The 21,406-nt window shown below is 52.6% G+C and carries 21 protein-coding genes; 2 read left to right on the top strand and 19 right to left on the bottom strand.

Annotated features, from left to right (window positions below):
- Nucleotides 1-38: 38 nt before the first annotated feature.
- The 3 genes from ACLQ3M_RS04740 to ACLQ3M_RS04730 all read right to left on the bottom strand — a co-directional run bounded on the left by ACLQ3M_RS04740 (nt 39) and on the right by ACLQ3M_RS04730 (nt 3,931).
- Nucleotides 39-1,892 carry a methyl-accepting chemotaxis protein gene (locus ACLQ3M_RS04740; RefSeq protein WP_411676551.1) on the bottom strand — a complete coding sequence of 618 codons (1,854 nt, stop codon included), beginning with the start codon at nt 1,890-1,892 and terminating at the stop codon, nt 39-41.
- A 388-nt stretch (nt 1,893-2,280) separates the two neighbouring features.
- Nucleotides 2,281-2,799 (bottom strand): DUF2179 domain-containing protein, encoded by a 519-nt coding sequence (locus tag ACLQ3M_RS04735; RefSeq protein WP_411676550.1) that lies wholly within the window; start codon nt 2,797-2,799, stop codon nt 2,281-2,283.
- 226 nt (nt 2,800-3,025) lie between these two features.
- Nucleotides 3,026-3,931, bottom strand: coding sequence for a carbon-nitrogen hydrolase family protein (locus ACLQ3M_RS04730; protein ID WP_411676549.1), 906 nt, complete (start codon nt 3,929-3,931; stop codon nt 3,026-3,028).
- Nucleotides 3,932-4,208: 277 nt separating this feature from the next.
- Here ACLQ3M_RS04730 and ACLQ3M_RS04725 point away from each other — a divergent pair, with 277 nt between their 5' ends.
- Both ACLQ3M_RS04725 and ACLQ3M_RS04720 read left to right on the top strand, forming a co-directional pair.
- Nucleotides 4,209-4,787 (top strand): undecaprenyl-diphosphatase, encoded by a 579-nt coding sequence (locus ACLQ3M_RS04725; protein ID WP_411676548.1) that lies wholly within the window; start codon nt 4,209-4,211, stop codon nt 4,785-4,787.
- Nucleotides 4,784-5,476 (top strand): phosphatase PAP2 family protein, encoded by a 693-nt coding sequence (locus tag ACLQ3M_RS04720; RefSeq protein WP_411676547.1) that lies wholly within the window; start codon nt 4,784-4,786, stop codon nt 5,474-5,476. Before ACLQ3M_RS04725 ends, ACLQ3M_RS04720 begins: the two co-directional genes overlap by 4 nt.
- Nucleotides 5,477-5,484: 8 nt before the next feature.
- Here ACLQ3M_RS04720 and ACLQ3M_RS04715 read toward each other — a convergent pair whose 3' ends face one another.
- The 16 genes from ACLQ3M_RS04715 to ACLQ3M_RS04640 all read right to left on the bottom strand — a co-directional run bounded on the left by ACLQ3M_RS04715 (nt 5,485) and on the right by ACLQ3M_RS04640 (nt 21,176).
- Nucleotides 5,485-5,919, bottom strand: a complete 435-nt coding sequence (locus ACLQ3M_RS04715; RefSeq protein WP_411676585.1) for a DUF2127 domain-containing protein — start codon at nt 5,917-5,919, stop codon at nt 5,485-5,487.
- Nucleotides 5,920-5,997: 78 nt separating this feature from the next.
- Entirely contained in the window at nt 5,998-7,416 is a 1,419-nt protein-coding gene (locus ACLQ3M_RS04710) for an ATP-binding protein (RefSeq protein WP_411676546.1), read from the bottom strand.
- On the bottom strand, nt 7,391-8,086 hold the full coding sequence (locus ACLQ3M_RS04705) for a response regulator transcription factor (protein ID WP_411676545.1): 696 nt from the start codon (nt 8,084-8,086) through the stop codon (nt 7,391-7,393). Before ACLQ3M_RS04705 ends, ACLQ3M_RS04710 begins: the two co-directional genes overlap by 26 nt.
- On the bottom strand, nt 8,049-8,765 hold the full coding sequence (locus ACLQ3M_RS04700; protein ID WP_411676544.1) for a VTT domain-containing protein: 717 nt from the start codon (nt 8,763-8,765) through the stop codon (nt 8,049-8,051). Before ACLQ3M_RS04700 ends, ACLQ3M_RS04705 begins: the two co-directional genes overlap by 38 nt.
- Nucleotides 8,766-8,845: 80 nt before the next feature.
- Complete coding sequence (locus ACLQ3M_RS04695; RefSeq protein ID WP_411676543.1) at nt 8,846-10,621, bottom strand: oleate hydratase; 1,776 nt, start codon at nt 10,619-10,621, stop codon at nt 8,846-8,848.
- A gap of 121 nt (nt 10,622-10,742) precedes the next feature.
- Nucleotides 10,743-11,192, bottom strand: a complete 450-nt coding sequence (locus ACLQ3M_RS04690) for a flavodoxin family protein (protein WP_411676542.1) — start codon at nt 11,190-11,192, stop codon at nt 10,743-10,745.
- Between the two features lie 268 nt (nt 11,193-11,460).
- The gene (locus tag ACLQ3M_RS04685) at nt 11,461-12,423 is read right to left on the bottom strand and encodes an alpha/beta hydrolase (protein WP_411676541.1); all 963 of its coding nucleotides are present in this window, start codon (nt 12,421-12,423) and stop codon (nt 11,461-11,463) included.
- Nucleotides 12,424-12,546: 123 nt separating this feature from the next.
- Nucleotides 12,547-13,224: a V-type ATP synthase subunit D gene (locus ACLQ3M_RS04680; RefSeq protein ID WP_411676540.1), complete on the bottom strand. Its 678-nt coding sequence runs from the start codon at nt 13,222-13,224 to the stop codon at nt 12,547-12,549.
- A 15-nt stretch (nt 13,225-13,239) separates the two neighbouring features.
- Nucleotides 13,240-14,613 (bottom strand): V-type ATP synthase subunit B, encoded by a 1,374-nt coding sequence (locus tag ACLQ3M_RS04675; RefSeq protein WP_066642969.1) that lies wholly within the window; start codon nt 14,611-14,613, stop codon nt 13,240-13,242.
- Complete coding sequence (locus ACLQ3M_RS04670; RefSeq protein ID WP_411676539.1) at nt 14,613-16,385, bottom strand: V-type ATP synthase subunit A; 1,773 nt, start codon at nt 16,383-16,385, stop codon at nt 14,613-14,615. Before ACLQ3M_RS04670 ends, ACLQ3M_RS04675 begins: the two co-directional genes overlap by 1 nt.
- Before the next feature lie 8 nt (nt 16,386-16,393).
- Nucleotides 16,394-16,729, bottom strand: a complete 336-nt coding sequence (locus ACLQ3M_RS04665; RefSeq protein WP_066642965.1) for a V-type ATP synthase subunit F — start codon at nt 16,727-16,729, stop codon at nt 16,394-16,396.
- Nucleotides 16,722-17,690: a V-type ATPase subunit gene (locus ACLQ3M_RS04660; protein ID WP_411676538.1), complete on the bottom strand. Its 969-nt coding sequence runs from the start codon at nt 17,688-17,690 to the stop codon at nt 16,722-16,724. Before ACLQ3M_RS04660 ends, ACLQ3M_RS04665 begins: the two co-directional genes overlap by 8 nt.
- A 2-nt stretch (nt 17,691-17,692) precedes the next feature.
- The gene (locus ACLQ3M_RS04655; protein ID WP_411676537.1) at nt 17,693-18,292 is read right to left on the bottom strand and encodes a V-type ATP synthase subunit E; all 600 of its coding nucleotides are present in this window, start codon (nt 18,290-18,292) and stop codon (nt 17,693-17,695) included.
- Between the two features lie 19 nt (nt 18,293-18,311).
- Nucleotides 18,312-18,806, bottom strand: coding sequence for a V-type ATP synthase subunit K (locus ACLQ3M_RS04650; protein ID WP_411676536.1), 495 nt, complete (start codon nt 18,804-18,806; stop codon nt 18,312-18,314).
- Nucleotides 18,803-20,824, bottom strand: coding sequence for a V-type ATP synthase subunit I (locus tag ACLQ3M_RS04645; protein WP_411676584.1), 2,022 nt, complete (start codon nt 20,822-20,824; stop codon nt 18,803-18,805). The genes ACLQ3M_RS04650 and ACLQ3M_RS04645 overlap by 4 nt, the downstream gene beginning before the upstream one ends.
- A 43-nt stretch (nt 20,825-20,867) precedes the next feature.
- On the bottom strand, nt 20,868-21,176 hold the full coding sequence (locus ACLQ3M_RS04640) for a hypothetical protein (RefSeq protein WP_411676535.1): 309 nt from the start codon (nt 21,174-21,176) through the stop codon (nt 20,868-20,870).
- Between the last annotated feature and the right edge of the window lie 230 nt (nt 21,177-21,406).

Below are 21,406 nucleotides of genomic sequence, written 5' to 3'. Positions count from 1 at the left end.
CGCCTCATTTCATTCCATTTTTGCACAGATGGTAAGGACTAGTTTTGACCGTTCGAGGAATCTTTCAGCTTAATTGCAGCTAATGTGTTTTTCAGTTCCTGTGCCTGTCCGCTCAATTCTTCGCTGGTCGCGGCGCTTTCCTCACTGGAAGCGGAATTCGTTTGAACAACCGCGGAAATCTGGTCAATACCCAACATGATCTGGTGAATGGAGGCTGCTTGTTCGTTGGATTCAGATGAAATATTATTCACCAGCTCGCCAACCTTTTCAACCAGCTCCGTGATCAGGCCAAACGATTTTGCGGTTTTATCCGCTATTTCTTTTCCCCTGCCGACACTTGTCAAAGAGGCCGCAATTAAGTTTGAAGTGTTTTTCGCGGCGTCGGCGCTTTTGCTTGCCAGGTTGCGGACTTCTTCCGCTACAACCGCAAAGCCCTTCCCCGCAGAGCCCGCGCGCGCCGCTTCCACGGCCGCGTTCAGTGCGAGAATATTGGTTTGAAACGCGATGTCTTCAATCGCCTTAATAATTTGCTGAATCTGACTGGAAGATTCGTCGATTTCACTCATTGCGTCAACCATATGCTGCATCTGCTGGTTGCCCTGTTCAATCTCAGCGGATGCTTTCTTTGAAAACTCATTTGCCGTCGCGGCGCTGTCGGCGTTGTGATTCACTTTTGTATTTACCTCAGTGATTGAAGCCGACAGCTGTTCAATGGAGCTTGCCTGCTCGGTCGCGCCCTGTGCCAAAGCCTGCGCTGCATCGGATATCTGGCTTGCCCCGTTAGCCACCTGGTCGGAAGACAGCCTGATTTTGCCGAAGATGTCGTTCTGGTTTGACACAATGTTTTGCAGGGAATTTTTGATTTTTATGAAATCCCCTTTATACTCCCGGACGGCGGTTACGGTGCAATCCCCTCGCTCCAGGTGATTTAATACCTGCGAAATTTCTTCAATATATTCGTTTAACGTCTGCACCGTGCTCGTGAATGAGGCAGACAATACACCGATTTCGTTCTGTGTGTTAACCTGCGGAACCTCGGAGTGCAAGTCACCGTCCGAAAGCTGTTCGACTCTGTGCGCCAAACTAACAATCGGGGTAACAAGGGGATTTGCAATTCTCAGCGCCATAAATATCGATAAGAGAATAAAGAGAATCATCAAAATGAGTGTTATGGAAATGGAGATATAAAAGTTTTGCAGCATTTCAGAGGTTTTTGCCACAACGCCGATCGACCATCCGTCCGTATCCGGAATCGGCTGATAGCTAACCGTTAAGTCATTGCCTTCTAATTGAAAGGACTGCGTCCCGCTTTTGCCCTGTATCATATTTTGTATTGCGGAGGCGGCGCTGGAATAGGTGCCGTCTTTCTTTGCCATATCAATATAATTTGTAAATTTCGTCACTACCGACTGGTCTTTGTGTGCAATCACTTTTCCGTCTTTGTCAACCATAAAGCCATAACCGGTTTGACCAATCGAAACATCGCTGATCATTTTGCTGAAGATATCGCTTAATAACATCCCGTAAACAACGCCGTTATATTGGTTGTTGTCGGCCTTTGTCGCGATGATCAGTTCTGTCTTTTTGGTTACCGAACCGACAAGAGTCGAGGAGAAAAATGTATTTCCCGCCATCGCCTGCTTAAAGTACTCGCGTTTTTCCACATGGGCTCCGTTTGATGTGTTTCCCGCGGCGTCTGTCACAACAATTGAGTCGAATCCATATTTTTTTGCCAAAGCGTTCCTTTGATTTTCTCGTTCCTTATCCGTCTTGCTCATATCCGTAATGATGGGGTCCGCCGCGATCGACTCAATTTCCGCTTTATAAGTCGAAATTGCGTTCTGAACCGAGTGATTATATGCAGTCGCACTTTCGCTGATTCTTTTATTCATATTATCCATAGCGGTTTGGTAAAGAATGATTGAATTTACTACGCCGCATAAAATACTGATCAGCGCCGCAAAACCAATAAGTTGAATCAGAAGAGTTCTTTTAATGGATTTTTGAGTAAATTTTCTTTTGTGTGATAATTTTAACAATTTTTATCCCTCGATTTTATTTCATTTCTATAACATGTATCGGTCACAAAAACCCATTTATTAGACAAATACCGCAAATTTTAATAAAATTTGAAATTTCGGCAAGTCCGGCATACCCCGTTTCGCCCTGCCGCGCTCTTTTCTTACGGCCCGCGGGCAGTCCGACAGCGCCAGATGCTTCCGAAGCCCATAAAAGCGCCGCCCGGAGGCATTTCTCCGAGCGGCGAAATTCGAAAGCAATTCAAAACTTCCGTATGTTTTTTGTCCAGAACCCGCCGATGAAATTTTTCGGTTCATAAGAGATCACAAAAGCGTTCGGAGCAATTTCATTCAAATATTTCATCAGCTTTTTTTCATTGCTCCGTTTGGCCAGAACATGCAGAATCAGCCGTAAACCGTCTTTCCCCTCCCCGCTCCACGAGGTTACGCCGTACCCTTTTTCCCGCAAAAGGCGCGGCAGATCCTGTTCCACGGAATCGACGATAATTTGAAATTCCACATACCCCAGCGCAAGGTATTGCTCAATGAGGCTGCCAATATAAACGCCCGCGCCGTAACCGATACAGTAAGCGATTATGTTAACCGGCTTGTCGAGGTTTTTCAATACGATCGTAAGCCCAAACAGATAAACCCCGACTTCAAAGACCGAAATCACGGAGGCAAAAAGGCGCTGCCCTTTAATCACGAGAATGGTACGCAGGGTATTGATGGAAACATAGACAATGTTGATACCGATAATCAATAGGACCAGTGTAATCATAATTACCTCCTTGTAATCCATCCAAAATGAGATTCTCTGCACAGAAGCCTGTTTATCTTTATGATATTTTTCCCATCTTGATTATATCAATTAATATTCCGTTATTTTTCCATTCTATAAATAAATTCGCCGCGGCACACGGCGTCAAAGGAAAACAAAAAGGCGGTACCTCCCGGTCTTGCCGGTTGGTACCGTCTTCTTCTGATTGTGCAGCGGCTTCCAATGCCTATTTCCCATAATCCGGGCTGGAGAGGCTGTCCTGAAACAGCTCAATATACTTATCGGGTCTCCAATCGGTCCCATTTACAGCGGGATTCTGTTTAAATAAAAATCTGGTCGCCAGAGAAAGGTCGATGGTAGCCGTGAACATTTCCGATTCGTCGGCGCATTCATCCGTGAATTTATGGCCGGCATAATAATAGGTCTCCCATGTCTTTCTGCTTGGGCCCATAATGGAGCTGCCGCCCCAGAAGTAATTATCCACATCCAGTCCTCCAAGGTTTGCGGAAGCGATATAGATTCCCTCCCGAATGACGGCGGCTTCCAGAGTTGACGTGCCCAGGCACTTGCCGTGGCACTTGGCAAGCGCGGTCGAGTTAATATACAGTCTGCATCCCTTTGAGGCATAATAACGCATCAATTCCGGGAAACAGTACGAATCGTAACAAATCGCGCATCCGACCGGGCCCCAGGGGGTCTCCAGGATAAAAGGTTTATCTCCCCGTGTCGCCCAGTTCGGCTCCGGGGGAGGCAGATGCATTTTGTGATAGACTCCGGCTAAACCTTCCGGTGAAAAAGCCGCGAGCGCGTTATAAATTACGTCGGAATTCTGCTCGTCTCTTGCCGGCATTCCCATGACCACATATATGCCAAGGTCCTTCGCAAGTTTCTCTATTTCCATCGTTGTCGGGCCGGGAATGGTTTCCGCCAGCCGATACTGCATTTTTTCTTTCAGCGGCTTGTCGGATTCATCGTCATACCCGGTCAAAGCCATTTCCGGAAAAATGACAAAATCGCTTCCCCTTTTGGCAGCACATTCAATGTATCCCTTGATTCTGTTTAAGTTAACTTCTTTTTGACCCCATGCCGCGTGAAAGGTGACAACCGACACGGTGCAGATGTCTTTGTACATTTGGCATTCCCCCTGTTCAGATTCTTAAAACCGACAAAAAAAGAGGGCTTTCCTGTGAAAAGGAAGCCCTCTTTGACTTACGGTTTATCAAATAATATCACTCTCTTGGCAAAAATTCAAGGCTTTCCTCCGCTTATGCCAGCGTTACGGCCCGGTCCGTCCGTAAATATTCCTCATTTGCCATGGCCGAAAGCCAGACAAAGAATTGATTTTTAACGTTATTTTAATCTGAATGTTTAAAATAGAATTCTAAACTTCAACCCGGAGGGCGAATTGCATGAACTACAAAGTATTTCTTTTGATTAACGGGCTGGCAAACCGGAATCCACTGCTGGATCATATCATGCTATTTTCATCGGAATATCTTCCGTATCTCATGGCTTTCTGCGTTCTGATTCTGTATCTGTCCGGAATCATCAATCAAAACAGGAAATACAGGGAGACGGCATTCCAAACGGTTCTGCTGACAGCGGTCAACCTCATAATAAACCTTATAATAGGAACGATAATATATGTTCCACGGCCGTTCACGGAACATCAAGTGCATTTGCTTTACCCGCATGCGCCGGATTCCTCTTTCCCCAGCGATCACGCGACGGCCTCGATGAGCATCGCGATCGGCCTGAAATACGGGAACCGGGTGTTAGGCCTTTTAATGATCGTTTTATCCTTTCTGGTTGGCTTTTCAAGGATCTATGTGGGGCATCATTACCCCCTGGATGTTGCCGCGTCGTATCTGATCGCAGCCGGCAGCGGCTTTCTGTATCACAAATTCCTGTTGAAAAAAACTTCAGAAATCTATTTTAAGGCGGAAGCATGGGTTGTGAAAAAATATAGTAAGGCAGGTGGAATATGAAACATTTCGCATCGCCAAGGGACAAAACGCAGGGTCTGATTCAAAAGTATCTGCAGCCGGAACGGCTCTTATTTACCGCCTTTGGTATTCTTGCGGTCGCTTTTATCCTATGGGCTTCGGAGCTTCTGGAAAACGAGCTCAGTCCATTCGACAGCCTGATCTATCATAACTTCCAAACGCTTATTTCGCCGGACCTGACCGTCTGGATCAAGCTTCTCTCGGATTCAGGGGCTTCGTATACGCTGGGTTCGATTCTGGCGGTATTCTGGTACGTTTCCTGGAAAAGGAAACGCGTTCTGTACTACACAAAAATCATGACCGTGAACCTTCTTGTCGCTGCCGGGATGAATCTTTTATTCAAAACATTTTTTCATCGTACAAGACCGGATATTTTAGTGCTGGTCCACGCAGGCGGATATAGCTTTCCGAGCGGGCACTCCATGATCGGCGCGGCTTTTTACGGCTATCTGATCTATCTGTGCGTCATCTTCCTGAAAAAGCCGTGGAAACAGCTTTTTTCGGTGCTTTTCATGATTCTGATCCTCTTCATCGGCCTGAGCCGGATTTACCTCGGCGTGCATTATGCCAGCGACGTTGTCGGCGGATTCCTCGCGGGATTCGCGTGGCTGGCGATTTTACTCTCGTTCATCAACAGAAAAGGTGCTTTTGCCAGGGAGGGTCCGAAATAGGACGCGGGCTACACAGAATATTTCATTTTTCTGTATTCCAGTTCAGTCAGAGCAACCATCAGGAGATCAAATGCCGTGAGAAAAAGGAGAAACACGGAATGGCTGAACGTATAGCGGTAAATCTGATAAGCGATAAAAAGCAGGAGCGAAGCGATGGTCAGCGGATAGGCCCAGAGCTTTCTTCGCCACAGCAGAAGAATCAGCACCAGCTTGATCGCCCCGTGGGACAAAAGATAAATCACCCCGAAGCTTTGCGTGCCGATGGAAAAGCTGTGGCTGAACCGGAGCAGCGAATTGGCAATCAGATCCTTCGGGTCTTCCGACAATTCGTGACTTGTCAAAAGGAACACCAATCTGCTGATCCGATCCGGGTTCAAGTACATCATCAGAAAACCGCCGGCGATTTCCAAAAGGCCGTCGATTCCTTTGAGCAACAGAGTAATTTCAAAACCGATGTGAATCAGATTTTGGTCCGCAAGGACCCCCCTGATCTGCGCAATGATAAAAGCGCCGCCAATCCTTTAAAATTGTGCCCCGGAATTCTCGCCGCTTCCATCCGGCAGCCGGATCGAAACGGTCGTTCCGGATCCTTTTTCACTTTGGACCGACACGGTTCCTCCGTGCGCCTCCACGATCTCCTTTACGATGGACAGGCCGAGACCGCTCCCTCCCGTTTCCTTGGAGCGGTTTTTATCCACACGGTAGAAACGGTCGAACAATTTTGAAAGCTCGCTGTGCGGGATGCCAATCCCGGTATCAGAAATTTCCAGCACGGCAAGTCCGTCGGCAGGATAGGCCAGGAACCGAATATTTCCACCTTTTGGGGTGTACTTGACGGAGTTGTCCGCTACGGCACGCAGCGCCTGTTTGAGAAGCTCCCGGTCCGCAAAAAGAAAAATTTCTTCCGGCGCCTTCCACTCAAAATTGTGGTCCGGGTCAACAAGCATGCTGTCATCCGCCAATTCCGCCAGCAGGCCGGCCGCCCGGAAGGTCTCCTTTTTCAGCCTGCGTTTCCCGCTGTCGCCGCGCGCGAGAAACAGCAGCTGTTCGGTCATGGCAGCCATGCCCTTCGCCTCCTTGCGAATCGCCGATACGGATTCCGCCAGTACCTGGGGATCGTCTTTCGCCCATTTTTCAATCAGGGCGGCATAACCCTGAATCACCGCAATCGGCGTGCGCAGTTCGTGGGAAGCGTCGGAAACAAAGCGGCCTTGCTTTTCAAAGGCGGTTTGCAGCCTTTCAATCATGTCGTTGAACGTAACGGCAAGGCGTGTCAGCTCATCGTCCGCCATTCCCACCACAACCCGCTGTTTCAGGTCTCCGGCGCTGATCCGCGCGGCTGCCTTCGTCAGGCTGTCGATGGGCCTGAGTGCGCGCCTTGCAAGCAGGAAGCCGGTCAGCACCGACAGCGCCACCCCGAGAAAATCGGTGAACGCCAAAAAAACCGCCAGCAGCTTCATAAAGCGATAGTCCGAATCCATATTATAGGATATCTGAAGATAACCGATCACCCGCCCCATTTTTTCGATCCGGCTGTTCTCCGCAACGAAATGATGGTCGCTCCTCTCCGTCAGAAAAACGGACCCGATATTTTCTTCCGGTGTCGGCAGCGTCTGAAGCACACGGTCGGATGAAGCGGCCGTGTTGCCGCTCAGGTCGGTGATCCGGACGCCTATGGACGGGAATGCTTCCGCTTCGCTCAGATAGTCCGGATCGGACAGATCAATGCTCTGTCCTGCGGAAATCAAATTCAGGGTATCGGCGGTGCTGCTGATCACCTGGGATTTTGCCTGCTCTCTCAAGTAAAACCGGATGCCAAAAAGCGTTCCGGCATTCAGTGCGATTAAAACAGCGGAAAAAAGAACGGCATAGGAAATTGTCAGCTTCCATGATATTTTTCGGGGCCGTATTTTTTCAATCAGGCCCATCTTTGAGAACATACCCGAACCCCCTCACCGTATGAATCAGTTTTGGTTCGAACGGTTCATCGATTTTACCGCGCAGGTAACGGATATATACGTCAACCACGTTTGCTTCGCCCTCGTAGTCAATGCCCCAGACGCGGTCGAGGATTTGTTCTCTTGTCAGAACGATACCCTCGTTTTTCGCAAGATAAGTCAACAGGTTAAACTCCCGTTTGGTCAGGGAAATAGGAATGTTACCGCGTTTCACGGTATGTCTCGGCAGGTTGATACAAAGATCATGAATCCTCCATTCCGGAGTTTCCTCCGCCAACGCGCTGCTTCGCAGCGCCGCGCGGATGCGCGCCAGCAGTTCGTCAATTTCAAACGGCTTTGTAATATAGTCGTTAGCACCGATGTCGAGTCCCGCCACCTTATCTTCCGTCTCGCCTTTCGCGGTCAGCATGAGGATCGGCACAGAAGAAAATTCCCGAACCCTGCGGCATACCTCCAGGCCGTCGATTTCAGGAAGCATCAAGTCCAGAAGAATCAGGTCGGGCTCCCGTTCCGAGGCGCTTTTCAGGCCGCTCAATCCGTCGTAGCGGATTTCAGCGTCATATTCCTCGTGGAGCAGGGTCAGTTCGATTAACCGCGCGATCCGTTTTTCATCCTCAACGATCAATATCCTTTTTGCGGGTGCCGTTACCACATTTCTTTCCTCCCTGACTTGATTGCTCCCGTTGGGTGCGACTCCCTGCCAATCCACTCTTTACAAAGGATACCGCCCCCGGGATAACCGACAGGACGATAATCGCAATGACTACGAGGCCAAAATGGCTTTTTACATAACCGATATTTCCGAAGAAAAATCCCAGATAAAACAGGAGCGATACCCAGGCAATTCCTCCGACGATATTATACCCTAAGAAACGGGGATAGGACATTGTGCAGGCTCCCGCCACAAACGGGGCAAACGTCCGAATAATCGGGATAAACCGGGCAACGGTGATCGTCTTTCCGCCGTTTCGGTCAAAGAAAGCCTGCGTCCGCGTAAGGTACTCCGCCTTTATGAAACGAATCTCTTTCTTTTGATTCACTTTTTCGCGGAAAAAACAGCCGATATAATAGTTCGCCGTGTCGCCGGCGACGGCGGCGACGTAAAGCAAAAGCAGTACAAACGGCACGGAAATCTGTCCGCTCGCCGCGGCGATGGCGCCGGTCGTGAAAATCAGGGAATCGCCGGGCAAAAAAGGAGTGACAACCAACCCGGTTTCAATGAAGATGATCAAAAACAATATCCAGTATGCCCAAAACGGATATTGGCTGAACAATGTGCTCAGATAACGGTCCAAGTGCAGAAAAAGGTCAAACAAAAACTGGACGTTCAAGTTTCATGTCTCCTTAAAAATCTGTTTGACCTTAATGATAAACAATTACATTAAAATACCATTAAACAAAGGAGCAAAAATCAGATCGCATGATATTCCTTCAACAGCTTTTCAATATCGGTACCGCCGACTTTTTTCAGGATTGCCTTCAGCGCCAGTTTTTCAATGAGTCCCTGGTCCATATCCGTGATTTTTTTGCCGTCGCGTAATTGGACGGCCGCGCTGAGCAAATCGCGAAGATCATAGGCGCTGCCCCAAACCTCCGGCACACCGCGGTCGATCCCCAGCAGAGTGTAGACCGCTTCCATCCCGGTACGGATTGAATATTCCGTCGTAAAGATGGTGTCCCGCTCCGTTTCGGCAAACTGCCCCAGGAACGCGAAGTTCACGGCGCCCTGCGGTACGACGGCCGGGCGGTCGCCTGCGCTGCGGGGCATAAAAAAGGCGGTGATATAGGGCATCATGCAGGGCACGGTGTTGGCGCTGTTTTCAGCCAGTTGGTCGATCTCGCTTACCGGCACGCCCATATGGTACAGCCACTCCATACAGATTTCTTTGCCCGTGCACTCACGCATTGCCTTTTTCACATAATTGCCCGGCTTGTCGCTGAACAGCCCGTATACCCAGCCCACCAGCTGGTTTTCCGGCTGATCCCGGAACTGCGGCTGACGGTTAAAGGTCCAGCTGAGCAGCCAGTTGGAGTCTTTGGCGGTAACAATGCCCCCGGTAACCACCTTGCCGCTGAAAGGGTCCCGTTTGCAGATTTTCCGGATATAAGGAGGAATGCGGTCATCCAGCGTTGTCACGGTCGCGGACATCCAGTTGCTCTGCTCCGGGTCGCAGCAGAATTTGTCCGGATGGCCAAAGGCCGGGTCCTGCGCGGCAATTTTCCGCCACAAGTCCCATCCGCCGCCTTTTTTAATCTCCGTATGAAACGGCGCGGGGTGATTCTGGTCCCCAAGGGCGGAATTTTCGACACAGCCGCCGTTGGTGAGAAAGACAAGATCGTTTTCGGTCAGATCGATGTGTTCCTCTTTTCCGTCCCGTTCGACGAGAATGCGCTTTGCGATTTTTCTGTCCTTCTGAATATCAAATTCCACATTTACAACCTTGGTAAGATAGTGAAACTGAACATGGTATGATTTCAGGTATTCGATCATCGGCAGGATCATGGACTCATACTGATTGTACTTTGTGAAACGGAGCGCCCTGAAGTCCGGCAGGCCGCCGACGTGATGAATGAACCGTTTGAGGTACAGCTTCATTTCCAGCGCGCTGTGCCAGTTCTCAAAAGCAAACATCGTGCGCCAGTACATCCAGAAATGTGAATTCAGGACTTCTTCATCGAAGACTTCGTCAATTCGTTTCTCATACAAATCTTCCTCCGGCGTAAAGAAAAGCTTCATGATCTCCAGAGCGCCTTTGTCGGAAAGCCCGAATTGGCCGTCGGTGCGGGCATCTTCGCCCTGATTTACCGTCGCGCGCATCAGCGAGTAATTGGGGTCGTGCTTATTAAGCCAATAGTATTCGTCAAGAACGCTGACGCCCTTTGTTTCAATCGATGGAATCGACCGAAACAGGTCCCACATGCACTCGAAGTGGTTGTCCATTTCACGGCCGCCGCGCGTCACATACCCGAGGTTGTCATAATGGTATCCGTCGCAGGCCCCGCCTGGAATCGGGTCTTTTTCAAGAACATGCACTTTGTGCCCATCCATTTGGCCGTCGCGAACAAGAAAGCACGCCGCCGCAAGTGCGCCCAGCCCGGAACCGACAAGGTAAGCGGATTTTTTGTCGACACCTTCCGGCTTTTCAGGATGCGCGAACGCTTCATAGTTACCGCTGGAATAATACATCGCTAAACCTCCGATTGTATTTAGAAAGATTCTGTGCTTTTATTTTATCCTTAATTGCGAATATATTTCGAAAGTTGAGGCAGCGGCATGATCATTATTTTCCCTTTTCTTTGATCCGTTGTTACGAAACTACCATTTGCTGAATAAACCGTTTCGCCGCGGCAATATCCTTTTCATCGGGATGGCCCTTTGCGATACCGCCTATCATCTTAATCGGCCCAAACGTGTCATACCCTTTGCAGGCGAAGGTACCAACTAAGGAAGCACCCGCATTTTTCAGCAGCTCAACGAGCGCGGAGTTATATTTAGCCTTTCCCATCCCGCTTGTAGAGAACACAAACACAGCTTTCCCTTGCAGATTTAACTGCGCTGCCGCCTTCAGCATTTTATCGTAAGGTCTGGCGTAAGCAATTCCCGCTCCGAAACCAATGATTTCATATTCTTCCACTCGGACCGTATGGACCTTGTCAATCGTACAGACTTTGGCGTTTGCTTGCTCTGCCATCGCGCGAGCAATTTTTTCCGTATTGCCATGGTGGTAAGACTCATAGAGTATCAGGCATTTTTTCATAGGTAATCCCTCCCAGCCCTCTCGGTTTCAAAGGCTTTTATCGCAAAACGGTCTCTTTCGTTTGCAGAGAGGGGCCGTTGTGACAAAGACCTTTTCCTGATATGCTTTCCTACGGCGATTATATCATCAGAGATTTGATTTTGCCAGACTTTATGCTTTCGGTTTGGATTCACCGATTCAAAATTCTGAATTTAACCGGTCTTCTTTCACACAATATCTTCCATCACGAAACTGAACTGTCTCTCCACCGCTATGCTGTTGATTTGTTTTATTCAGCGAAGATTTCTTGCAAATAAAGTTTTGTCTCTTGAGCAACATCGGCAGACTTGAAATACTGTATCATGTGACTGCAATCAAGCTGGATAAGTTTGATTTTACCTGATTGCCTCGCAAAGCTGCGTTCACATTGTACCCATTTCTCACCAAGCCCGGTACCATTCGACGAAAACAGAAGCATCGGGATATTTGGCATGCCGCCCTTCTGAACTGTCTGGGCATTGCTTTTAACCGCGTCCGACTCCGCTAACACATCCTTGTTCAGCAGCATTTTGTATGTTAAGTATTGGTTTTGGGCAAATTCTTCTTTCGTCAAACTTCTATCGCTTATTAAACCGACGCCCGGAATCCGATCCAAGCCCATAGAAACCAAAGCCTTCAGGAATTTGGAAGAACTCAAAAAGCGCGTAATAGGGTTATGATCCCGAAACCGGTAATACTCAGGGACAGACATATCAAGCCCCACGATCGCCGAAACTTCGTTTGGATCATGCTGTGCCCAATAGAGGGCTTCCAGACCGGACATGGAATGGGGCATTAGCACAAAAGGACCATTTTCATTCGAAAGCCTTAATGCCTCGCGGTATTCTTTTACAATCGTGCCGACATCTCGTGGCAGACCGCTTATATCCGAATAGCCGTACCCGAATTTTTCAACAACGACGATATGATATTCACTCGACAGTTTTGAATACAGTACCTTGTAGTCGTATCCGGGTGCGGCAGTCCCAAAGGCCGACAAAATCAATATAGTAGGTCTGTTTTCCTTCGGCCCTACTGTGTATACGTGCATTTTATAACCGTCAACCGTTACGAATGTCCCATTAGGTTTTATCCATTTGGATTCTTTTGTCAACATGATCTGATTGAAAATCGTCATGCTCAGCAGAAACAAGACGACGAGACCAACAGCAGATACCAGTATCTTTCTTATAATTTTCTTTTTCTTTCTCATATGTCTTACTTCCAAACAAAAGGCGGTGCTTCCCGGATCATTCCGGTCAGTACCGCCTTATTTTATTGCGTGCTATTCTATTCTTGGTAAAAAGTAGGTCAAAATCACCTGTTCCGCTAAAACTTAGCCCGCGAAAGCCTCTTCGGCCCTCTCTTTGTAGTGGTGGGCTTCCTCCAGCATCATGTCCTTGACCTTCATCAGGCGAATCTGCGTGGAGCGCTCGTTTTCGTCGAGCTTCATCGTGATATACTTGATGTTCTCCTGCAAATCGGGAATCATGATGTGTTCCAGCGCGTTGACGCGGCGGCGGGTCTTTTCGATCTCGGCGGCCATCAGGCGGCAGGACTTCTCCACTTCCGCAAGCCTGAGCATATCCGGCATCAGGTCGGCGAGGGATTTCACCGCGTCGTCCAGATCGCCGGAGGTGAACGCGAAGCCGTAGGAGTAAATGTCGTTCGGGTCGGAGGTTCTGGTCTGATACTCAAAGACCGGGACCTCCACGCTCATGACGTTGCGCTCGGAAACTTCCAGAGAAACCTCCTGCTTCGGGGCCATCAGGGCAACGTTGACCTCCTCGTCCGGCATGCCTGCGCGGGCCAGGACAAAATTCCGGTTGGCAAAGCGGATTCCCTCCTCGACCTTTTCACGCAGGGAGCGGTTCAGGCGGACCAGGTCCAGATACTGCCGCATCAGTTCGTCGCGCTTATCCTTGAGGAGCTTATGCCCGCGCATCGCCGTGACCAGCTTTTTCTTTAAACGGGTCAGCTCCATACGGGTCGGATTCACATGTGTGGCGGCCATACCGTCGCCCCCTTCCTAAAACTTGCCGTAATATTCGTCCAGATACTGATCCTTAATTCGTTTGAGTTCGCCGCGCGGCAGGATGGAAAGCAGCTTCCAGCCAAGGTCCAGCGTTTCTTCAATGCCGCGGTTGCTGTCGTAGCCCTGCGAAACGTACTGCTTTTCAAACTCGTCGGAAAACTTTGCGTAAAGCTTGTCGATCTCCGTCAGGGCCGCTTCGCCGAGAACGACCATCAGCTCTTTCGCGTCCTTGCCGCGCGCATAGGCGGCAAACAGCTGGTTCATCGTGTCCGCGTGGTCGGCGCGGGTTTTGCCCTTGCCGATGCCCTTATCCTTCAGACGGGACAGCGACGGCAGAACGTCGATCGGCGGCGCGATCCCCTTGCGGTAAAGCTCGCGGCTCAGGATGATCTGGCCTTCCGTAATATATCCGGTCAGGTCGGGAATCGGATGGGTCTTGTCGTCTTCGGGCATGGAGAGAATCGGAATCAGCGTAATGCTGCCGCTCTTCCCCTTCTGCCTGCCGGCGCGTTCGTACAGGGACGCGAGGTCCGTGTACATATAGCCCGGATATCCGCGGCGGCCCGGAACTTCCTTTCGCGCGGCGGAGATTTCACGCAGCGCGTCGGCGTAGTTCGTGATGTCCGTCAGGATGACAAGCACGTGCATGTTCTTGTCGAACGCGAGATATTCCGCGGCGGTCAAGGCCATGCGCGGCGTAGCGATACGCTCGACAGCCGGGTCGTTCGCCAGGTTGACGAACACGACGGTGCGGTCGATGGCGCCGGTCTCGCGGAAGCTCTGGATAAAGTAGTTCGATTCCTCATAGGTGATGCCGATGGCGGCGAACACCACGGCGAACGGCTCTTCCGTCCCGATAACCTTCGCCTGCTTGGCGATCTGCGCCGCCAGATTCGCGTGCGGCAGGCCGCTGGCGGAAAAGATCGGCAGCTTCTGCCCGCGCACCAGCGTATTCAGTCCGTCGATCGCGGAAACGCCGGTCTGAATGAATTCCTGCGGATAGTTGCGCGCCGCCGGATTCATCGGCAGGCCGTTGATATCGAGGCGTTTTTCCGGCAGAATCTCCGGCCCGCCGTCAATCGGATGCCCAAGGCCGTCAAAAATGCGGCTGAGCATATCCTCCGAAACACCGAGCTCCATGCTGCGGCCCAGAAAGCGCACCTTGCTGTTATCCAGGTTGATTCCGGTGGAGCTTTCGAACAGCTGTACCAGCGCGTTGCCGCCGTCGATTTCCAGCACCTTGCAGCGGCGTTTTTCGCCGTTCGCAAGCTCGATTTCGCCAAGCTCGTTGTAAGCGACGTCTTCCACGCCGCGCACCAGCATCAGAGGACCCGCGACCTCCTGAATGGTTTTATATTCCTTCGGCATCAGAAGTCCTCCTTTCGGCTGAGCAGCTCTTCAATTTCTTTTGCGAGCTCCGTTGTAATCGCATCAAATTCCTTGGCGACCTGATCCGCCGGAATATACTTAAATCGTCCGATCCGTTCACGGACCGCCAGCTTCACGAGTTCGTCCGCGGGCGCCCCCTGTCTCAGGGCTTCAACCGTATCGTCGTAAAAACGCAGGACCAGCTTCATCGTCAGGTACTGCTTTTCCAGCGGCGTGAACATATCCACTTCATTGAAAGCGTTCTGCTGCAAAAAGTCCTCGCGGACGCTCCGCGCGGCTTCCAGCTTCAGGCGGTCCGGTGCGGAGAGCGCGTCCATGCCGACCAGCTTGACGATTTCATCCAGTTCGGATTCATCGTGAAGCAGAAGCATAACCCTCGCCCGCAGATCCATCCAGTCCTCATGAACATTTTCATTGAACCATTTTCCCAGCGAATCGGTGTAGAGCGAATAGCTGGTCAGCCAGTTAATGGCCGGGAAATGCCGTGCGTAAGCCAGCGCGGAGTCAAGGCTCCAGAATACTTTCACGATGCGCAGCGTCGCCTGCGAAACAGGCTCAGAGATGTCGCCGCCCGGGGGAGAAACCGCTCCGATGACGGAAAGCGAACCCTCGCGGCCCTCTTTGCCGAGAGTCACGACGCGCCCCGCGCGTTCGTAGAACTGCGCCAGACGGCTGCCGAGGTAAGCCGGGTAGCCCTCTTCACCGGGCATTTCCTCCAGACGGCCGGACATCTCGCGGAGGGCTTCCGCCCAGCGGGAGGTGGAGTCCGCCATCAGAGCGACGGAATAGCCCATGTCGCGGAAATATTCCGCGATGGTGATCCCCGTGTAAATCGAAGCTTCACGCGCGGCAACCGGCATATCGGAGGTGTTGGCGATCAGCACGGTGCGCTTCATCAGCGAGTAACCCGTTTTCGGGTCTTTCAGCTCCGGGAATTCGTTCAGAACATCCGTCATCTCGTTGCCGCGCTCGCCGCAGCCGATATAGACGACAATATCCGCGTCGGCCCATTTTGCCAGCTGGTGCTGCACGACGGTCTTGCCGCTTCCGAACGGCCCGGGAACCGCCGCGGTGCCGCCGCGCGCGATCGGGAACATGGTGTCGATGATACGCTGGCCGGTAATGAGCGGCATATCGGGCGACAGCTTGGTTTTATAGGGACGGCCGACACGCACGGGCCATTTCTGCATCAGCGTAACATCCTGCTCCGCGCCGTCCGCCGTTTTGATTTTCGCCACGGACTGTTCCACGGTAAAATCGCCCTCCGTGACCGACACGACGGTGCCGTCCATCCCGTTCGGAACCAGAACGCGGTGCTCCACGATTTCCGTTTCCTGCACGGTGCCGAGTACGTCCCCGCCGGTCACTTCCGCGCCGGCGGCAACCTTCGGGACAAAATGCCATTTCACGTCGCGTTTCAGCGCCGGAATTTCCACGCCGCGGTGGAGGCTGTTTCCGGTCATTTTCATGATTTCCTCCAGCGGTCGCTGGATTCCGTCGTAGATACTGCTGATCAGGCCCGGGCCAAGCTCCACGCTCAGCGGAGCGCCGGTGGATTCCACCGGTTCGCCCGGTTTCAGGCCGGAGGTTTCCTCATAGACCTGAACGGACGCCTGTTCCCCGTGCATTTCTATAATCTCACCGATCAGACGCTGTTCGCTGACGCGCACCACGTCGAACATATTCGCGTCGCGCATCCCGTCCGCGATGACCAGAGGCCCGGCAACCTTTTTGATCGTGCCTTTGCTCATTTTCCTTCTCACCTGCTTCTTTCGTTTTCGCTGTTGAAGATAATATCGGAGCCGACCGCCTGCTCCACGGTCTTTTTCACATTGCGCATTCCGATTCCGGTATTTCCGGAAACGCCCGGAATCGGGATTACGGCCGGCAACTGCTGTGACTCATACCGTTCGATTTCCGAGGGAATCCCCTCAAACACGGCTTCCGTCACATAAATGACGGCGTAATCCTGTTCCGCCAGGCGCCTGAGCTCCGCGGCGGCTTCGGAAAGGTCGCGCACCGGCCGGACCTCCAATCCCAGCGAGGCGAATCCGTAGATACTGTCGCGGTCTCCAAGTACGGCGATTTTATACATACGTCTCCCTCAGCCTTTCCCGGACGGACTCATCCGAAAGCCGGTTCAGCTTGCCGGACAATATGATCCTGACCGTTTTGATCTCATTTTCACGCGCCAGAAGATAAGCGGCAACCGGCGCGATGGTAAACGGATTGTGTTTCTGCGGGCGAATCTGCTCCATCAGCAGATTGTCGCACCAGCGTTCAAACGCCGAAACCGATTCCCTCACGGCGGAAACGGCGCCGGCGTAGGGGGTCAGCGCCAAATATTCCAGAGCGGCGTCCAGACCGGACGCCGCCGCCCGCGCCAGCTTTTTCACATCCAGAGTGGAGCAGGGCGCGAGGGCGCGTTCCAAAAACTCGAGTGTTTTGCCTGTGCGGACCGAACGGACCGCGATCCGGATATCGGCGGACGCAACGGTCAGCTCGGCGTATTTCTGCAGCACCTCGTTGTCGGAAACGCACCCCGCATCCAGCACCGCCTCCAACGCGGCGCGGTCGATGATCACGTCGCACAGCTGGCCGTCGTGATTCTGAAGAAGCGCTTTACAGGCTTCCTCGGCGGCGGCGCGCATCCGCTCGGGCAGCAGCGTAAAATCCTGATCCTTGATCGCTTTTAAAATCGACTCGGGATTCAGGGTGCCGTTCTCAAAATAAATTTTCGGCGTCTTCGCATCCATGCAGACTTCCTTGACCGCAGCTTTCAGGTTGTGGTAGTCGTTCGCGTAAAGGAAAACGTCAAAGACGGAAAGGTCGCCGACCAGCTCGCGCATCAGGCTCCACGTCTTTTCCCGCTCCGCCGCAAGAATTTCCTCGGCGCTGCCGGAAGAAACGTCCCAGCCCTTGTCGGAAAGGACGCGCAGGCAGTCTTCATAGGTTTTGCAGGCCATCAGCTGTTCCAGCGTCTGCTGGCTGAAAAGGGAAAGCTCTCTGGAACGGATGCGGGCGACCGCATATACATAATCCTGTTTTTCGGCCATTTTCAACCCCCCGCAAACACGAGCCGGTTCACTTTGTCCTGCAGCTCGTCACGGCGGGCGTCAAACAGGGCGGAAAACGAGCAGTTTTCCTCGATTCCGCCGTAGGACAGCACAAATCCGCCGTCGATGTTTCTCGTCTGCCCGGAGACTGTGAGCGACGCGCCTTTTCCGCCGACCGCCTCGTTCAGGGCCTTTTCAAAGCCCGCGGGAAGTCTTTTCAGGTCCGCGGGGGAAAAGAGGATTTCCCCCGTGCGCGCGGGCGCGTATTTCACCGCCATTTTCAGGATGAGCTTAAAATATTCGTCTTCGGGCAGGGCATACAGAGACTGCTTCGCCTTGTCGATGATTTCCGCAATCAGCTGCTGCTTTGCGCCCAGAACCGCCTTGCGAGTCCGCAGGGCGGCCGCGGACTCGGCCCGCTCCCGGATCATGGCTGCTTCCTGTTCGGCGCGCCTGCCGACGGCGGCGCACTGTTCGACCGCTTCCCGTTCGGCTTTTGAGCGGAGTTCCTCCGCCTGCGCGCGCGCCTTTTCCAACTGCGCGTTCACGGCCGAATCGGATTCGGACACGATATCCTGTATGATTTTATCTAACCCTGTCATTGACAAGTTCTCCTAACTGTTAAACATTCAGTCCGCCGACGCCGGAAATGGCCAGAATGGAGACCAGGAGCGCCAGAATCGCATAGGTTTCCACCATCGCCGGGAAAATCATGGCCTTGCCGAACTGGTCGGGACGTTTTGCCTCCAGCCCGATGCTTGCGACGGCCGCGTTGCCTTGATTGACGGCGGAGTAGTAACCCACAATCGCCATCGGCAGGCAGGCCGCAAGGTACAAAAGCCCCTTCGCGCCGGAAATGGCTGCGGCGCCGCCGCCGAGAATGCCCATCTGGGAAAGAGCGATGAACGCGATCAGCAAGCCGTAAATTCCCTGTGTGCCGGGCAGAAGCTGAAGGACCAGGACCTTACCGAACTGGGACGGGTCCTCCGCCACGACACCCGCTGCCGCCTGACCTGTTTTGCCAACGCCGATTGCCGAGCCGATGCCGGGGAGAAGCGCCGCGAGCGCGGCGCCCAGAAGCGCGAGGGGAAGCCCAAGACTGTTAAAGAAGTTCATGATTCATTTTCCTCCTTGAATTGATAATATTGAGTATGAGCGCTTGCGGAAAATGGGTTGAACTTCCGCCCGCCGCCCGAATAAAACTTGCCGAAGAATTCCACATACTGAAGACGATTGGTGTGTACATAGGCGCCCAGCATGTTGATGGCGATGTTGAGCGTATGCCCGACGATGAAAATAAGGATAAAGACAATCGCGCCGACCGCGCCGCTGCCCGCCATGGCGGCCATCTTGTTGACCACGCTGGCGATGACTCCCGTCGCAAGGCCGAGGGCAAGCAGACGGGAATAAGAAAGCATATCGCTCAAATACCCTGTGACGTTATACAGGGCGTAAAGCCCTTTCATAATCCTTTTGACGGGATTTTTCGACTCCCGTCCGCCCGTCAGGATGATTCCGGCCGCGGCAAGCGCGGCAACAATCCCGGCACCTGTCGCCACGGGCGATGGGATGACAAACGAAAGACCGAACATGCTGCGGATCATGCTGCTGGAAAGCAGCATGATAATCAGTCCGCCGACCAGAAGATACCAGAAGACAACGTCGTACAGGGCATCCCGATAGCGCCCCGCGTGAACGGCCTCGTACAATCCGGCGCCAAGCCCAGTGAACAGGTGGATCACGCCGACCAGCAGGCAGAAAACCAGAAGGCGCATCGGCTGATTCAGCGGAGCAAACCACAGCGCCGGTATCGAAACGCTTGTATGAAAGAACTTGCTGCCGACGACGTCGACCACGTCCCCGAAATAGCTGCCGAACATCACGCCCCAGAAGGTCGTGGAAATTCCGCAGTAAAAGAACATATTCAGCATCTTATGCATGGTGGGACTCATGCGCGGAAATTTCTTCATCAGGAGAAAGGTGACCAGCGTCATGATGATTCCATATGCCGCGTCGCCCAGCATCATGCCGTAAAGAAAATAGTAAAACGGCGCCATGATTGCGGTCGGGTCGATTTCTCCCTTTCCCGGAAGGCTGAAGGACTCCACAACGTCCTCAACCGGAGTTGTAAACGCGTTGTTCTTCAGAAGAACGGGCACGTCCTCTTTCTCATCCGGATCGGAAAAATCGATCGCGAGGTCATATCTGCCGGTCAGAGCGGCTTCCAAACCCGCGGCCTTTTTCGCCGGGACAAAGCCGGTCAGCAGAAACGTGCGTTTTGACTGGGCGAGACGCCCGATCACCTCGTACTTGTCGGAACGAATGGTATCGTAATCCGCCAGCAGCTCCAGGTCGTTTCTTCGGTCGGCCAGACTTTTAATCTCCGCTTCGCCGCGTTCAATCGCCTGCCTGTGTTCCTCCGCCGCAGCCTGTAAAGCCTCGGCCTGCTGTTTGGGCGGCCTGTCCGACTGGGCCGCGGGGCGCGCAAAACCCAGCGCGTTCAGCGCGGCGGCGTACGTTTCCCTGTCCTTCTTTTCGCAGAGAAGAAAAAAGCAGGTCTGATCCTGCGCAGCGCCAACAACCTCCGCGGTAAAAGGCCCGGCCTGCGGGGCGGCCTGCGCCACCCGGACGGAAAGCTCCTCCCGCGTCATAGCGCCCGGCAAAGACCCGATGAAAGCGGCGGTCGTCTTTGTCCCCGCGAAATTCAGCGGAACCTCCGTCTCCATCCAGGGGGACAGTGCCTCGCGCTCCAGTTCCGTGCGGACAATTTCCGACTGGCTTTCCGCGATCGACCTGTCCAGCGCCTCAAGGCGTTCCGCAGCGCGGACCGTCTCGTCGTGCCGCTGCGCAAATTCCTCGTACTGCCGCGCGGAAAGCTGCTTTTTCCCTTCCAGCGCCGCCAGCATGGACTGGTTCTGCGGAACGACACGGTTCAAAATTTCAAGTGCGCGCCGCGCCGCAGAGACGTTCTTTGCAAACACGGCTCGGGAATCCGAGAGGTCGGTTTTCTGAAATACTCCGTCTTTGATGTCGATGTCGCTGATTTCAACAACGCCGCGGCGCTGAAGGTCTTCCAGAACCTGCTTGCGGTTCTTTCTGAGCGCGCAGAGCGTCACGCGTTTCATTTGTATCACTGCCAATTGGATTTTCCCTCCTTGCGGCCGGTATCGGCAGGCGTCAGACCAGTTCGGACAGGATCAACCGAACCGCCTCGTCCTGCCGGGTCAGTGCCGTTCGGCGCATTGATTCTATCTGGGAAGCAATTCCGGACTGCGCGCCGTTTTCAGTCTCTTCGCCCGCGCGCTTCGCATCGTCAAGAAGCGCCTGCGCCTCCTGTTTTGCTTTTGCCAGCTGCGCCTGGGCGTTCTGCGCGGCTTGTTCGCGCGCGTCTTTCAGAATCCGGTCGCATTCGGCCGCTGCCTGTTCTTCCGCGTTCTGCGCGTCGGATTCCGCCTTTTTAATCGCATGAATGATTTCCGTTGCCATTTTTTCACCTCGAACCGGCCGGCAATTTTTGCCGTTCATATTTTCTTTATTTTACCTCTAAGTGAAAAAATAATCAATCTTTTTCCGCTGTTTTTTATGCAGAGCGACAGAAATTGTGAACGAAATGAAATTTCTCCCGAAGAACAGATATAATATAGGTATCGATATATGCCCGAACGGTTTCACTTTTCCGCCCGCGCTACCATAATAGTTCGAATAGGTCTAAAAGA

The organism is Caproicibacter sp. (assembly GCF_046707225.1).
Taxonomy (GTDB): Bacteria; Bacillota; Clostridia; order Oscillospirales; family Acutalibacteraceae; genus Caproicibacter.
Note: the sequence above shows the minus strand (reverse complement) of the source record. Positions and strands in the feature narration are given on the sequence as shown.

What these genes read in the sequence shown, in the direction of transcription:
- ACLQ3M_RS04740 (WP_411676551.1), bottom strand. Translation starts at nt 1,892, where the DNA reads ATGAATAAAAGAATCAGCGAAAGTGCGACTGCATATAATCACTCGGTT.
- ACLQ3M_RS04735 (WP_411676550.1), bottom strand. Translation starts at nt 2,799, where the DNA reads ATGATTACACTGGTCCTATTGATTATCGGTATCAACATTGTCTATGTT.
- ACLQ3M_RS04730 (WP_411676549.1), bottom strand. Translation starts at nt 3,931, where the DNA reads ATGTACAAAGACATCTGCACCGTGTCGGTTGTCACCTTTCACGCGGCA.
- ACLQ3M_RS04725 (WP_411676548.1), top strand. Translation starts at nt 4,209, where the DNA reads ATGAACTACAAAGTATTTCTTTTGATTAACGGGCTGGCAAACCGGAAT.
- ACLQ3M_RS04720 (WP_411676547.1), top strand. Translation starts at nt 4,784, where the DNA reads ATGAAACATTTCGCATCGCCAAGGGACAAAACGCAGGGTCTGATTCAA.
- ACLQ3M_RS04710 (WP_411676546.1), bottom strand. Translation starts at nt 7,416, where the DNA reads ATGTTCTCAAAGATGGGCCTGATTGAAAAAATACGGCCCCGAAAAATA.
- ACLQ3M_RS04695 (WP_411676543.1), bottom strand. Translation starts at nt 10,621, where the DNA reads ATGTATTATTCCAGCGGTAACTATGAAGCGTTCGCGCATCCTGAAAAG.
- ACLQ3M_RS04690 (WP_411676542.1), bottom strand. Translation starts at nt 11,192, where the DNA reads ATGAAAAAATGCCTGATACTCTATGAGTCTTACCACCATGGCAATACG.
- ACLQ3M_RS04685 (WP_411676541.1), bottom strand. Translation starts at nt 12,423, where the DNA reads ATGAGAAAGAAAAAGAAAATTATAAGAAAGATACTGGTATCTGCTGTT.
- ACLQ3M_RS04680 (WP_411676540.1), bottom strand. Translation starts at nt 13,224, where the DNA reads ATGGCCGCCACACATGTGAATCCGACCCGTATGGAGCTGACCCGTTTA.
- ACLQ3M_RS04675 (WP_066642969.1), bottom strand. Translation starts at nt 14,613, where the DNA reads ATGCCGAAGGAATATAAAACCATTCAGGAGGTCGCGGGTCCTCTGATG.
- ACLQ3M_RS04670 (WP_411676539.1), bottom strand. Translation starts at nt 16,385, where the DNA reads ATGAGCAAAGGCACGATCAAAAAGGTTGCCGGGCCTCTGGTCATCGCG.
- ACLQ3M_RS04665 (WP_066642965.1), bottom strand. Translation starts at nt 16,729, where the DNA reads ATGTATAAAATCGCCGTACTTGGAGACCGCGACAGTATCTACGGATTC.
- ACLQ3M_RS04660 (WP_411676538.1), bottom strand. Translation starts at nt 17,690, where the DNA reads ATGGCCGAAAAACAGGATTATGTATATGCGGTCGCCCGCATCCGTTCC.
- ACLQ3M_RS04655 (WP_411676537.1), bottom strand. Translation starts at nt 18,292, where the DNA reads ATGACAGGGTTAGATAAAATCATACAGGATATCGTGTCCGAATCCGAT.
- ACLQ3M_RS04650 (WP_411676536.1), bottom strand. Translation starts at nt 18,806, where the DNA reads ATGAACTTCTTTAACAGTCTTGGGCTTCCCCTCGCGCTTCTGGGCGCC.
- ACLQ3M_RS04640 (WP_411676535.1), bottom strand. Translation starts at nt 21,176, where the DNA reads ATGGCAACGGAAATCATTCATGCGATTAAAAAGGCGGAATCCGACGCG.